Origin of the sequence: Clostridium estertheticum, from assembly GCF_018861295.1 — a bacterium.
In the GTDB taxonomy this organism is placed as follows: Bacteria; Bacillota; Clostridia; order Clostridiales; family Clostridiaceae; genus Clostridium_AD; species Clostridium_AD estertheticum_D.
In genome coordinates this window covers 25,325-38,816 of the sequence record NZ_JAHLDM010000038.1, presented here as the reverse complement: position 1 = coordinate 38,816, position 13,492 = coordinate 25,325, and the positions used below count along the sequence as shown (strand labels likewise).

Here is a 13,492-nt window from a genome sequence, read left to right as displayed (position 1 = left end):
AAGCAAGCGTGATAATACAAGAAAATAAAGAGGAACTCTTAGCAGAATTTTATGAAAAGTATGTAGCTAATAGATGGATTAATGATTTCCTTAAAATTGATGAAATATATAAAAGTGATAATGATGTTATAGATGCAAATTTAGTTTCAGCATTTAATGAAGTATGTAAGCAGGCTGTAGATCTTCAAGAGAAACAATTAAAAGGAGAAATAAGGTATATATATTTTTCTCTTCTTAGAACTAGTCTTCTTGAAAATAAAGGAGAATATAGGATTGATTTATATGATGAAAATTGGTTTTTAGATAAGCAGGAATGTTTTATTAATATAGATCTGAATTTTATTTTCACTTCAACTTTTAAGTATATGGAAGAACTTAAAGAAAAGAAAAAAGAGTGTGGAAGAAGTATAACTGATATGGATATTGAAAGTATGATGCTGGAGGAAACTGATAAATATCATGTTTTAGCAGTAGAATTTTTAAAAGGTATAATAGGAAAATTTATAAAAACACCCTCTTATGAAAAGATGAAGAAAGCAGAAGATATCAGGATGTTTGTTGGAGAATATATGGATGAGACAGAGATGATATATCCTGAAGAAAAATAATTAAAAAGGAGAAAGCATGGATTATTTTTTATTAAAACAAGATGAAAGATATACAAATACGCCAAGACTTATAGATGTATTTAAGAAAATTAACATGAAAAATCTTAATCTTCTAAATGCCCATAAAATTGAAGACATGATAATATTTAATGTAAATGCCGATGATAATTGTGAATTTTTAGATGTGTTAGATAGTCAATTATTTTTGATATCAAATGAGCTTAAAAAAATCATTGAAAAGTATAATAGTGATATTTTGTTTATTAGCTTACCGCTTATTGATGGATTACATGATAGACAAGAAAATTATTCTTTACCTATATTTGAAGAAATAGAAGCCTTAAGTGACAAAACAGAACTAGGTTTAGATAAAAGAATAATTAAAAACATAATCATAAGTAAAGAGAAGATTCAAGGTAAGAAAATATTTAGAATAAAAGAAAGTACAAAACCATTAATAGTAGTAAGACTTGATGTTGCAGAAAGTCTTTTAAGACGCGATTTTAAAGGGATAAAACTTGAGAGATTACAGGTGGAAGAGAGTTAAAAGAGGGGGTGTATGTATATGAGCGATAATTATTATATAGTAAGAGGCGCAAAAATGAGATGTGACAAAGGTACGCACGCAAGAAAAATAAATCTACCTGAAAGTCATGGAGCATATGCAACAGAAAAACCTATGATGGATAAAAGTGATAATGTGGTAAATAAAAACATTAGTTACTTTGGAATTTGCAGAGAATGCAAGGAAGGCGAAGACATTTATTTAATAGGGGAAGATGGAGTTCAATTACCTCCGGGTAAAAAGTGTCTCGTGAAAATATCAGGAGATTGGATGAAGGTAAAAGAGGATACATTGGTTGATGGGAAACCAGCACTTACAGCAGAATCTGTGCTTATATGTTCTTTACATCAAGGAAAAATAAAATTCGTGACAACCGGCCAAGAGCAAGAATAGTTAAAATAGAAAAAAGCAGAGAAGATAGTAAAGAAGTAGTAATGAAAGGGGAAAGTAAATGGGGGCAGTTCATACACTAAGGGTTAAATCACCTTATCAATTGCTAAATATAGAGAATATAAAAATTGAAAACAAACCTAATGAACATGGATATTTATATTTAAAATGTTTGATAGATGACTCAATAAATTTTCAGTCTACTATAAATGCTTCCACTGATGATAAAATATGTGTTTATGAAGAATTACAAGATGAAAATTCTAATAATGAAAGCAAGATAATATTTAATGGAATAGTGCAAAATATTAGGACAAGCAATATAAACGGAAATTATTACTTAGAAATACAAGCACTTACATCAAGTTTTGAATTGGATGTAAAAGAAAAAAGCAGATCATTTCAAGATGTGAATATGACGTATGATGAACTTATTGGGATAATTATAAAGGATTATCCAGGCTATAGCTATGTTCAATGTATAGGAGAAGGGAAGAAAATAGGAAAACCTTTATTCCAATATAAAGAAACAGACTGGAGTTTTTTAAAGAGAATATCAAGTGAGTTAAAATCAGAACTATCTTGTGATATAATAGAAACACTTAATATGTTTTATTTTGGGAGGCAAAGTAAAGCAAGTTATAAATTAGAAGACACTAGTGATTATAAAGCTTGCAAGGATTTAAAACAATATCATGAATCAGGTGGAAGCGAAGCTGGGCATGATACTGACTATTTCTATTATGAAATAGAAACAAGAGAAAAGTATGAAGTAGGGGCTAACATTAGCTTCAAAAACAAGGACTTTTATGTAAATCAATATAAAGCTCGTGCTTTAAGTGATGAAGTTATATACAAATACCGGTTATGTAGAAAAAACGGAGTATGGCAAACTAAAGTTATAAATTCACTTATCGGTGGAGCATCTATTGAGGGGAAAGTTCTTGAAGTTAAGGGTGAAAAGATAAAACTTCATTTAAATATAGACAAAAGCCAAAATAAAGACAAAGCTTCCTGGTTTCCATATGCACCACCAACTGGAAATGTAATGTATTCAATGCCTATAGTTGGAACAAGCGCAAGTTTATATTTCCCCAGTGAAACTAGCGAAGAGCCAATTGTCACTGGATGCGTAAGAAAAAATGGAAGCGGTTGTGCTAAAACAGCAGATACAACTAAAAGGTATTTTGGCACAGAACACGGCAGTGAAATAGAAATGGTACCTGGTGCTTTGAACATAAAAGGTGGAAGCAAAGAGCCACTTAGTATAAGTTTTGACGATGCAGTTGGAGTAACAATTAAAAGCCATAAAAAACTAAGTTTAAATGCAGCTGGTGGAATAACAATGAAAACACCACAAAGCGTTAAACTTAAGGCTCAAAGTCAAATACTTGTAGCAAAGACAGGAACTAAAAGTGGATTTTCAATGGAAACTGATCTGCACTTCTTATCTAATAATGTAATAAAAAATGGGAGTGATAGAGAAGCTTTTGCTGCATTTGATGATGAACCTACGGTAGGTAAAAAACCAGAACCTAAGCCGATTAAAAAGGCAGTTGTAGCAAAACCACCTGAGAAAGAAAAGAAGGGTTTTAGTTGGGGTAAGCTATTTAAAGCAGCAGTTGCGGTAGTGGCAGTGGTAGCGGTAGTCGCTCTAGTAGTTGTATCGGTGGCTACATTCGGTGCAGGAGCTGTAATTGGAGCTGCGCTAATAGGAGCCGCTCTTGGAGCAGCATGTAATGTTGGCGGAACAATAGCCTCGGATATTAAAAACAATAAAATGAGTAGCCCACTTGATTATTTAATAAGTGCGGCAAAAGGAGCTCTTGTAGGTGCACTATGTGGTGCAATGTTTGGACCGGCTATGGCAGGAACATCTTTATTTGCAGCAGAAACTACAGGCCAGTTAGCTCTAAATTTTGTTAAAACATTGTTCATAGGTGGAGCAGAAAACTCTACATATTATGCACTTAATGAACTTGCTAATTTTCGTATGCCTAATTTAGGAGAACAGTTAAATCAATTTAAAAATGGAGTTTTATTTACTGGACTATTTACGGGAGGAGCTAAAGCTCTAGAGACTGCAGTACCGTGGATTAAAAAAGGTGCAAGTAAAGTCATGGATAACATTGAAAAAAATGTTAATAAGTTTGGTAAATATATAGATGATTTAGTACCAGCAAGAGCGGTTACACCAGATGGGCAAACTGTTTATATTAAAAATGATCCAATAAAATCAGGTGGGGGCGGAAAGAAAGTTGAACTAAATAAACAGCAGAAGGAATATAATAAAGCTGTTGAAGAGAGTAAGAATGGTAAAGGTGATAAGGGGGTAAGTAAAGCGAATGCAGATGCTTTAATGGCTGAAAAAAAAGCAATTGCTAATAAAGCCGCAAAAGATTACAATGCTAAGTATAATCCTGTTGAACGTGGAAGAAGTAAAGGATATGAGGGTATAGGAACTACTGCTAATGGAGGTGCAACATTTGAAGGAACTCAATACATGTACCCTGTTGGTGAAAGACAGTTAAATCGGGTTACTATTGCTGCTCAAGGTAAGCGTCCAGCTGATTTTAATTTAGCTAATGAGATGGCGGGATTGGAATCTACACCAAGTAATGCTGTATGGCATCATCTAGATGATTATAATGTTGAAACAGGAGAAATCACCCTAGAATTAGTATATAAGGATGCTCACAGAGCAACAGTTCCGCATGCAGGAAGTTGTGCTCAATATGATGCTGTGAATGGCCAAAGTTATAATAAATAATGAAAGGAAGATAATTATGCATAATTTTATAAAAAAAATCATTGATAAATATAGCATTACAATCAATGATATAAGAATGGTAGAAAAGGAGTTTGACATTATATTCCCAGAAAAACTTAGCAATTTTTTCCTGGAATATAATGGTGCGGAAATCTGGCTTTGTGATGTAAATAAAAATGATAATAGCTATGAAATTGCTGAACTAGTACCAATAAAATATGGTAGATTGCCTGTCGAAAAAATACTTAAGTGGGATAGAGAGGATGGTATTGTTGAGGAAGGAATGATACCAATTGCAAGTGATAGGGGAGGTAATATATATTATCTTAGTGTAAAAAGTGGAAATATTGTATTGTATAATGCGGATGATATCGAGAAGCCTATTTGTATTAGTTCTAATTTTGATGAATTATTAGAAAACCTTATTATTAGAAAATAATTAATATTTATGTGAATTTGAGAGTTTAAGAAACAGTGTCGGATATGGCGGTTCATTAACACTGCTTATATATAATGGTAGTAATATAGCTATAACAAACGGCAGAGAATATTATAATCCAAAGCCAGCAAGGTTTATGCTAGATAAAAATACTTGATTAAATGAAAAATCTAACTGCTTAATAATGATAAAATTAGCTATAAAATTTTAAGGTTTAAAATTTAGTATGAAAATTTTTTAAAAATAAACAGTTTCCATTAACCTTAGAGTTTATATGTTACTGCATAATATAAAAAATGAAGTCAGATGAATAAATGCACTAAAAGTCCGTAGTAATAAAAGAATTAGGTAATATTAATTTAGTTGTAATAAATAAGTAAAAAGAATTAGATATATACTAATTAAGATACGAACTTAATGGGCTTAATAGAAAGTGTTTTTAAAAGAAGAAGTAAATTTATATTATAACAATGATAAGAGTTAATGTTTCTAATGGAAGAAACATTGGCTCATTTTCATATGTCTAAAAATACTAAAAAAGGTTGAAGTAAATAAATACATATGATTTCAATTGAATATATCAAGAACTAAATTATAGTATGAAAATATATGGAAAGGGTGGTAAGTGAAACTTATAAAGTAGGGGCTAACATTAGCTTTAAAAATAAGGATTTTTATGTAAATCATTATATAGCAAGATCTTTAAGTGGTGAAGTTATATACAAATACCGTTTATGTAGGAAAAACGGAGTATGGCAAACTAAAGGTATAAATTCACTTATTGGTGGAGCATCTAGCAAAACCACCTGCAGAAAAAAAGAAAGGGTTTAACTGGAAATGTTCTTGCAGCAGTTGTAGCAGTAGTAGTGTTTACTGGAGGAACAGCAATACCAGCCGTAGCGGGAGCATTAGCAGCAGTGGGCACAACGGCAGGAGCAGCAGCCGGAATGGCTTTTGCTGGCGGAATGATAATGGGTGGTATAGGTGTCGCAGGTAAAGCAATATCGGATTGTGCTAGTGGAGCAGTTAGTGATATGTCTTCGTACATGTCGGTTGGAGCTCGAGAATCATTTGTAGAAGCACTCTCAGGAGCTATCTTTGGTCCGTATGGTGCATTTAAAAGTTACAAAGGCATGATGGCGTTCGGTGGATTAACAAACGGCGTTGAAAGTCTAATAAGACAAACATTGGAAGGCAAAGGTATAAACTTCAAAACTCTAATGTTGGATGCAGGAATTGGGGCTTTAACAGCAGGAGCATTCCATGGTGCAGGAAAATTATTTGAGAAAGCATCACCATTTGTTAAAAAGGCATTTAATAAGATAGCATCTAATATATCAGAGAATACTAGGATAGCTAAAATAGCATTAAGTAACATGGAGAAGGGACCAAAATCAGTAGTGCTTGGTAGTAATTTGGGTAATGTTGATGAGGCCTTAGGCAGGTTTACAAAGGAGTTTAAGAAGGTTAAGAGTGGTGTTGTAAGTAATTCTAAGAATATTAGAAGCAGTCCTTCAACTTATTATTCTTATGATGAATTATTCAAGATGACTCGAGAAGCTGAGCTGACAGGCAAGAGCATAGGGTTTGAATCACATCATTTACTTGAAAAACAGTTTTCTAATAAATTTGGAATTAATCAAAGAGATATTATTTCCGTGCATCTAACACCTAAATGGCATAGAGGAGTAAATGGTTCAAAAATTATAGGCGAAGGAAAAAATATTAATAATGCTATTGAAAGGGAGATTAAAAAATTACTGGTACTAATACCCAAAGAGCTGCGATAAAAAATGCAACACCTGAACAGATATGGCAAGCTCATAGAAATGTATATGAAGGAATGGGGCAAAAAGATTGGGCAGAAGCAATATATAGTGCATATGTAAAGAATCTAAAAATACCATATAATTAAAAAATACCTTAGAGGATTATTGTTATATATATATAGACATTATATTAATGCCGTTTTTTTTGAATAATAAATACTTAAAGATTATGATTAAGTTTTAAGGAGGACATTAAACGTGGAAGATTATCAAGATATTATTGCAAAAATTAAAGGTACTTTTTTAAAACATGGATTAGAAAAAGAAGATATTAATAAATTTTTTAGAAGGGCCATTGATAGTGAATTGGAATATCTAACAAATTTGTATGTAACTTATGGATTTAATTCTGAATTTTATAATGAGAATAATTTAGAAAATTTAAAATCAATAATTATTCCTAAAGATGTACTAAATTTTTATATAGAAAATGAACCTCAGAACATGCCAATTTTTAATTCGGGTGTAAGGTTATTAAGTTTAAAATCTATAAGAGATGAAAATTGTAGTGGTGAACCAAGTGGGTATTTGATAAAATATGGGATTATTACTATTGCAACTACTATTGGGGGTAATGTAATATGTTTAGATTTAAACGAATTAAAGAATGGAGAAACACGAGTGCTAATAGTAGATAATAATTTTTGTTCGTACAATGAGGATTTGGATTGTGTAGAAATCATAAATGCACCAAATGATTTTATAGAAAAGTATGGTGATGATGAACCAATAGAGTTATCATATGAAAATATAAAAAAATGTGTTCCAGAAGTAGCTAAATCATTTAGCGAATTTATGTATAAGTTAGCAAATGATGAATACGGGAATATTGAAAAAATGTTTCTTTAGAAGGCAGGATATTTTAGCAAGAAGAAACTGTTCCCAGTTTCTTCTATGTGGTCAGATCTCAAGTTAATAATTGTAAATTATAAAAATTTATAATCCCATCATAATTTACTTGTGATGGGATTTTGTCTACAAGGCGAAAGCAAAAGCGGTAGCAGTTTGGGGAGTGGACAATAAAGAGTGTAAGGCGGAAATCATATATTGTAACGTCCCGCGAAGTCATAACATAAACTGGAAGTTTGTGACTACTAAAACTGCCACTTAGTATAAGTTTTGATGATGCGGTTGGAGTAACGATTAAAAGCCATAAAAAACTAAGCTTAAATGCAGCTGGTGGAATAACAATGAAAACACCACAAAGCGTTAAACTTAAGGCTCAAAGTCAAATACTTGTAGCAAAGACAGGAACTAAAAGTGGATTTTCAATGGAAACTGATTTGCACTTCTTATCCAATAATGTAATAAAAAATGGAAGTGATAGGGAAGCTTTTGCTGCATTTGATGATGAACCTACGGTAGGTAAAAAGCCAGAACCTAAGCCGGTTAAAAAGGCAGTTGTAGCAAAGCCACCTGCAGAAAAAAAGAAAGGGTTTAACTGGGGTAAATTAGCTGGAAATGTTCTTGCTGGTTTGGCAGTGGTGGCAGTTGTAGCAATTGCCGCAGTTGCAATAGCGGTAACTTTGGGAGCAGCAACAGCAGTGGTAGCCGCAATTGCAATAGGTGCGGCAGTTGCAGGAACAGCAGCAGTTGCAAGTCAAGCAATATCAGATGTTCAAAGTGGAGAAGTAAGTGATATAACTGCTTATATGAAGGCTGGGGGTAGAGAAGCACTTGTAGGAGCACTCTCAGGAGCTATATTTGGTCCGTTTGGTATGGGAGAAGCATTAGGTGCTAAAATGATAATAGGTGGATTAACAAATGGCGTTGAAAGTTTAATAAGATAAATATTAGAAGGCAAAGGTATAAACTTTAAAACTTTATTACTGGATGCAGGAATTGGAGCAGCAACAGCAGGAGTGTTCCATGGTGCAGGAAAATTATTTCAGAAAACATCACCGTTTGTTAAAAATGCATTTAATAAGATATCATCAAATATATCGGATAATATGAAAGCGGCAAAAATAGCATTTAATAATATGGAAATATAATGGTCAAGGAAAACAAATGAATGGGAATAAAAATTAAGAAGAGCTAACTATAGCTCTTCTTAATTTTATAAAATCTAATTTTAGTGCGACATACCAAAAACTGCGCCTGAAACAAAAGGTATTAGACAAATAATCCATCATCTCAATATAATCTTATCCTATAAAAAAACAAAATGGTTTTTACGGAAAAGATTTTGGTAGTATACTAGTGAGAGAAAAGATTATTTCTATAAATAAAAAAATTTAAGGAGAAAAAATTTATGATAGATTTAGAAACTCTAAGTATAGAAGAAATGACTAGTCTTAATTACATGTGCTCATGTGGCAGAAATCATAGTGTAGGGATAGAAACTATAAAGGTTGGAAGTGGTGTTATAAGTCAGTTACCAATTGTAATCAAACGTTATGAAGGCAAGAAAGTCTTTATTATTGAAGATTCCCATACTTATGATGTTGCAGGTGAAAAAGTAGAAGAATTATTAAAAAACAAGTTTAAAATAAGTAAATATATATTTAAAGAAGAACATTTACATCCTGATGAATTATCTTTTGGTAAATTGATACTAGAAATTCCAAAAGATACGTCAATTATAATTGCAGTAGGATCTGGCACTATTAATGACATTTCAAGGTTCCTTAGTTATAAGATTGGTATTCCATATGTAATTGTAGGGACAGCACCATCAATGGATGGTTATGCCTCAGTGGTTTCCCCACTTATTCGTGATGGTGTAAAAGTTACCTATGATGCAGCCTATCCACTCTCAATTGTTTGTGATATTGATATTATGAAGAGAGCTCCTATGCAGATGCTTCAGGCAGGCCTTGGAGATATCTTAGGTAAATATACAGCCTTAGCTGATTGGCATGTCGCAAACATTTTAAATGGTGAATATTTCTGTCCTGAGGTTGAAAAACTAGTCCTTAGTACTTTGAAAAAGTGCGAGCAGGCTTCCGGTGGAGTTACAAGTAGAGATTCTAAAACTGTAGAAAATATAACTGAAGCATTAATTTTATCAGGGATTGCTATTGGTATGGTTGGAGCTTCAAGACCAGCATCGGGTGGAGAACACTATATGTCACATTGTTTTGAGATGATGTTTATGAATAGTGGGAATAATACAAACTGGCTTCACGGTAATACTGTAGGGGTTGGTGTCGGAATTGTAGCCTATGCATATAAATATACAAAGGATATAGATCTTAATGAAATACTTAAAAATGGTGATTATTTACATCTAGATAAAAACAAGTGGATGCAAAATATAACAGATGTATTTACTATAAGTGGGGCAAACATTATTGAATTTAAGCAAGATAGTATTAATTTTAATGAGAAGGATAGAGAATTTTGTATGCAAAAGATAGTATCTAAGTGGAGTCTTATAAAAAATATTTGTGATGTATTCGTACCAGAACCTGAGGAAATAATTAAAACTTTAAAAAAAGCAGGTGCAGTGTGGAATCCTAAAGATTTGGGCTTTGATAAAGAAATATTCAGGAAAAGTTTTATTGCCGCAAAAGATATGCGTAATAGATATGGCATTCTTCAACTTCTTGAAGATATAGGAAAGCTTGATGATGCGGCCGATTATATAACAGATATTTATTATAAATAAATATATATCGCTCTACTTAGCTCTATTTAAGGTAATCGTGTTGAAATGTATTCGACATGATTACCTTTTTCTTTGTTTATATGTTTGTTTGAGGTATGTTACAAAGCAACATGGGATAAATTGGTTAAAACTGTTTGTCTGTAATTATATGTAAATTACCAAACAATTGTCCTTTGTGGTATACTTTAAACGGAAAATATGTTAATATATAGTAAAATATAAGGCGAATATAGAGTTAATATAATAAAAGGGGTTGTTTATATGAATATTGCTTATACCAGGGTAAGTTCAGATCAGCAAAGTGACGACAGACAATTTTCAGAACTTAAAACTTACAACATAGAAAAATGGTTCAATGAAAAATTAACTACAGTCGAAATACGCCCGCAGTTAACTGCAATGATTGACTTTATAAGGCCCGGAGATACAATTTACGTATGGAATTTTAGTAGGCTCGCCAGATCAACTAATGAACTAATTGATATAGGTAAACAGTTAGAAAGTAAAGGAATTAATTTAAGATGTGTTAATGAAAATTTAGATACAAGTACTGTAGCAGGTAAACTTATGTTTACTATGATTAAATCAATTACCGAGTTTCAAAAGGTTACTTTATTAGAACATCAAAAAAAAGGCATTGCCGTTGCAAAAGCAAATGGGAAATATAAAGGACGTAAAAAAATAACTTATCCATTGAATTGGGAAGAGATTTATAATAAATATAAGGATAGAGAATTAACAGGAACCAGCGCAATGGAGTTATTGAAACTTAAAAGAAATACTTTTTATAAACTGGTTGATGAATATAAAAAGACAAAAGCAGGCTAATAGTGGTACAAAGTAGTCCTACGATTATATGGTTGCAATTATAAAAACACAGAAAATTTTAATTGAAGGATTCAATTTCTATTCTTTGTATTAATCATGGCCGTACCTCATTATATTTTCTTATATACATTACGTTTTTTTGAAAACAAAACTTTTAAATAACACAAAATTAATGCAATGATTGGAATTATTATGGCTAATGGTAAATGAGTATATGTAATTAAGAATTTACCTGACTGTATATGCTGAGGATAATTTGAAGATATCAACAGCGAAGTAATAAAAACCACGATACCCAAAGGCAGAGCTAAATATTTAGTGTCATTTAATTTTGTTAGTTGAGAGATACCTAACATAGATCCATAGACAAAAAAACTCACCTTAATAAAACTACCTATTATCATAAATAGAATAAAAAATACACCAAATCTACTAAAGACCTCTCCTATTTTCATGATGCGATAGGTCTGAAGAAGTGGAAAGAGTGAAGTTGATGCAAAATTTAACCCTAGTACTGATATAAACATTATAGTGTTACACGTAAGGAGTACTCCTAAAAGTACAGTACCTAACACTGCTGATTTTCTTACTCTAGATGATTCAGTGACTGATGGATATAGCATAGTTAATACTATACTCTCAGCATATGGAAAAGTAATGAGGGGCCAACCTTCTTTTATAACAGAAAATATACCTTTTTCAAGAACAGGTTTTAAATTATATAATTTTATTGCATCTGGCATGGAAAATAATAATACCCATTTTATCACAAATATAACCACAAACAAAATCAGAAAAACAAAACACACTCGTGATAAATTTTCAATTCCAGTGTATGTCCCATATATAACTGTAGACATAAATACTATTCCAATAATGTACATGGACATTCTAGGCATTACAGCAATTAGTATAATTTCGATAGTATCTCTTGTAATTCTTGCAGCTATATAAGCAAAGTAAATAATATATATTACGCTCAATGTATATCCTATTATTTTCCCGAATATTTTGGGCATGTATGTAACTATGGTATCCTTAGGATACTTTTTCCATAATTCAGTATAAATAAGTTGCAGCAAAATGCCTGGAAGTACATAAATAAGCATTGAAATCCATGCGTCCTGCTTTGCTTCAGGGGTTATAAAAAAAAGAGCCGCAGTGCCATAAGGCAACATTACAATGCCACTAAATAATTGATAAGCTGATATTTTTGTTTTCACTTAGGTTCCTCCTTTTTCAAAGGATTTTCAATCAATCCATAGGTTTAGATGTATATCCTGGTCTCTTCAAACTAGAAATTACTTTTATTTCAATATTTAAATTAGGAAATATATCTTTCCATCGGTCCTTTATGTGCTCCCATTTTTCAGGATAATCTCTATATATCATTTGTCCAAATCCAAATATATCTGCACCAAACTTTTTTTGTGCTGCATATGTAGCTAACTTAATCTCATTAGTAATAGCCTCATTCTGTCTAATTTCTAATCTGTCCATTATTGCAGAGTTCTTCATTGGATCTAACTTGCCTGTCATCTCGGATATATTACTTTCTTCTTTTACGTTAATAAGCATTGTGAACGAATCGGTCTTTATTGAGGGTTTTATTTTACTACTCGATTTAATAATCTCAAAAGTTATTTTACCTTCATCTAGTGATAATGTTGTTATGTAACCAAGTTCAACCTTACCATTTAACCATTGCATACCACGTGTTTCGTTCATGTCCATAAATCCTATAAGCTTATCTTTTTTAAAGATTGCAGTACCAGCTAATTCAAATGTTTCATCTGAATTTTTATTTTTACTTAAATTAATAACACCTGTTACGGGCGAATCTGTCTTACTAGATAAGGAATTAGCAAAATCTAAGATTGAAACGTTCTTTGTAAAACCAAAACTTGATTGTAACCTTAATATATTATTTACTTCATTAGCAGGAATTTTCTCATGAACTGAGGTCGCCCTTATAATATCGAAAGCATTACCTTTTGTTACAATCAATGGAGTATCGGGTCTCATTTTGTAGCCTCTTAATGCGGCATCTAAGACAGTGTCTATACCTGACTCTGCTAGTTGCCTACCTACGACTACAAAATCTATATGACCATAATTCAGTTCCTTACCAAGCTTTGTGGTTAGCTTACCTTTACAATCAGAAACGCTGTCACCTATAGTGTTAAAAACTACTACATCCGTAGCTTCCTGCTGACTACCAGCTTTTTTTCCTATCATACTCCCACTTGGGTCTTTTTGTGGATTTAATATCTGAGCAGTTAATATGTATTTACCATCAGAGGTTATATCATATCCTATTGCCACAGCTACAGCCAGTTTATCAAGTTCCTCTTTTGTTCCCTTACAACCAGTTGTAAAAGTTGAAATCATAATTAATATGAAAATACAAATAAATTTTTTCATAAGGTACTCCTCATTTTCTTTTTACT

Annotated in this window: 14 protein-coding genes; 12 read left to right on the top strand and 2 right to left on the bottom strand. The window is 32.0% G+C overall.

Annotated features, from left to right (window positions below):
• From KPL54_RS23870 to KPL54_RS23820, 12 genes are all read left to right on the top strand, one after another.
• Window positions 1–608, top strand: a 608-nt coding sequence (locus KPL54_RS23870; protein ID WP_253203753.1) for a hypothetical protein, incomplete at its 5' end; no start/stop codon positions are given.
• Between the two features lie 16 nt (window positions 609–624).
• Window positions 625–1,155 (top strand): hypothetical protein, encoded by a 531-nt coding sequence (locus KPL54_RS23865; RefSeq protein ID WP_216108997.1) that lies wholly within the window; start codon window positions 625–627, stop codon window positions 1,153–1,155.
• An 18-nt stretch (window positions 1,156–1,173) separates the two neighbouring features.
• Window positions 1,174–1,566 carry a DUF4280 domain-containing protein gene (locus KPL54_RS23860; protein ID WP_216108996.1) on the top strand — a complete coding sequence of 131 codons (393 nt, stop codon included), beginning with the start codon at window positions 1,174–1,176 and terminating at the stop codon, window positions 1,564–1,566.
• 58 nt (window positions 1,567–1,624) lie between these two features.
• On the top strand, window positions 1,625–4,333 hold the full coding sequence (locus KPL54_RS26775) for an HNH endonuclease (protein WP_216108995.1): 2,709 nt from the start codon (window positions 1,625–1,627) through the stop codon (window positions 4,331–4,333).
• A gap of 16 nt (window positions 4,334–4,349) precedes the next feature.
• A complete protein-coding gene (locus KPL54_RS23850) occupies window positions 4,350–4,772 on the top strand; it encodes an SMI1/KNR4 family protein (protein WP_216108994.1) in 423 nt (140 codons plus the stop codon).
• 609 nt (window positions 4,773–5,381) lie between these two features.
• Complete coding sequence (locus tag KPL54_RS23845; RefSeq protein ID WP_216108993.1) at window positions 5,382–5,603, top strand: hypothetical protein; 222 nt, start codon at window positions 5,382–5,384, stop codon at window positions 5,601–5,603.
• Window positions 5,604–5,638: 35 nt separating this feature from the next.
• Window positions 5,639–6,562 carry a hypothetical protein gene (locus tag KPL54_RS23840; RefSeq protein WP_216108992.1) on the top strand — a complete coding sequence of 308 codons (924 nt, stop codon included), beginning with the start codon at window positions 5,639–5,641 and terminating at the stop codon, window positions 6,560–6,562.
• 237 nt (window positions 6,563–6,799) lie between these two features.
• The gene (locus KPL54_RS23835) at window positions 6,800–7,450 is read left to right on the top strand and encodes an SMI1/KNR4 family protein (RefSeq protein ID WP_216108991.1); all 651 of its coding nucleotides are present in this window, start codon (window positions 6,800–6,802) and stop codon (window positions 7,448–7,450) included.
• A 341-nt stretch (window positions 7,451–7,791) separates the two neighbouring features.
• Entirely contained in the window at window positions 7,792–8,391 is a 600-nt protein-coding gene (locus KPL54_RS23830; RefSeq protein ID WP_216108990.1) for a hypothetical protein, read from the top strand.
• Window positions 8,392–8,463: 72 nt separating this feature from the next.
• Complete coding sequence (locus KPL54_RS26660; protein ID WP_264174216.1) at window positions 8,464–8,595, top strand: hypothetical protein; 132 nt, start codon at window positions 8,464–8,466, stop codon at window positions 8,593–8,595.
• A gap of 260 nt (window positions 8,596–8,855) precedes the next feature.
• Window positions 8,856–10,214 (top strand): sn-glycerol-1-phosphate dehydrogenase, encoded by a 1,359-nt coding sequence (locus KPL54_RS23825; protein ID WP_216108989.1) that lies wholly within the window; start codon window positions 8,856–8,858, stop codon window positions 10,212–10,214.
• 261 nt (window positions 10,215–10,475) lie between these two features.
• Window positions 10,476–11,042 carry a recombinase family protein gene (locus KPL54_RS23820; protein ID WP_216108988.1) on the top strand — a complete coding sequence of 189 codons (567 nt, stop codon included), beginning with the start codon at window positions 10,476–10,478 and terminating at the stop codon, window positions 11,040–11,042.
• A 110-nt stretch (window positions 11,043–11,152) separates the two neighbouring features.
• On the opposite strand, the gene KPL54_RS23815 is transcribed toward KPL54_RS23820, so the two are convergent.
• Together KPL54_RS23815 and KPL54_RS23810 are read right to left on the bottom strand one after the other, a co-directional pair.
• Window positions 11,153–12,265, bottom strand: a complete 1,113-nt coding sequence (locus KPL54_RS23815) for a GerAB/ArcD/ProY family transporter (protein ID WP_216108987.1) — start codon at window positions 12,263–12,265, stop codon at window positions 11,153–11,155.
• 31 nt (window positions 12,266–12,296) lie between these two features.
• On the bottom strand, window positions 12,297–13,466 hold the full coding sequence (locus tag KPL54_RS23810) for a Ger(x)C family spore germination protein (RefSeq protein ID WP_216108986.1): 1,170 nt from the start codon (window positions 13,464–13,466) through the stop codon (window positions 12,297–12,299).
• Window positions 13,467–13,492: the final 26 nt, after the last annotated feature.

Excerpts from the sequence above, each read along its gene's own strand:
- KPL54_RS23865 (WP_216108997.1), top strand. The coding sequence starts at position 625 with ATGGATTATTTTTTATTAAAACAAGATGAAAGATATACAAATACGCCA.
- KPL54_RS23860 (WP_216108996.1), top strand. The coding sequence starts at position 1,174 with ATGAGCGATAATTATTATATAGTAAGAGGCGCAAAAATGAGATGTGAC.
- KPL54_RS26775 (WP_216108995.1), top strand. The coding sequence starts at position 1,625 with ATGGGGGCAGTTCATACACTAAGGGTTAAATCACCTTATCAATTGCTA.
- KPL54_RS23850 (WP_216108994.1), top strand. The coding sequence starts at position 4,350 with ATGCATAATTTTATAAAAAAAATCATTGATAAATATAGCATTACAATC.
- KPL54_RS23845 (WP_216108993.1), top strand. The coding sequence starts at position 5,382 with ATGGAAAGGGTGGTAAGTGAAACTTATAAAGTAGGGGCTAACATTAGC.
- KPL54_RS23830 (WP_216108990.1), top strand. The coding sequence starts at position 7,792 with ATGAAAACACCACAAAGCGTTAAACTTAAGGCTCAAAGTCAAATACTT.
- KPL54_RS23825 (WP_216108989.1), top strand. The coding sequence starts at position 8,856 with ATGATAGATTTAGAAACTCTAAGTATAGAAGAAATGACTAGTCTTAAT.
- KPL54_RS23820 (WP_216108988.1), top strand. The coding sequence starts at position 10,476 with ATGAATATTGCTTATACCAGGGTAAGTTCAGATCAGCAAAGTGACGAC.
- KPL54_RS23810 (WP_216108986.1), bottom strand. The coding sequence starts at position 13,466 with ATGAAAAAATTTATTTGTATTTTCATATTAATTATGATTTCAACTTTT.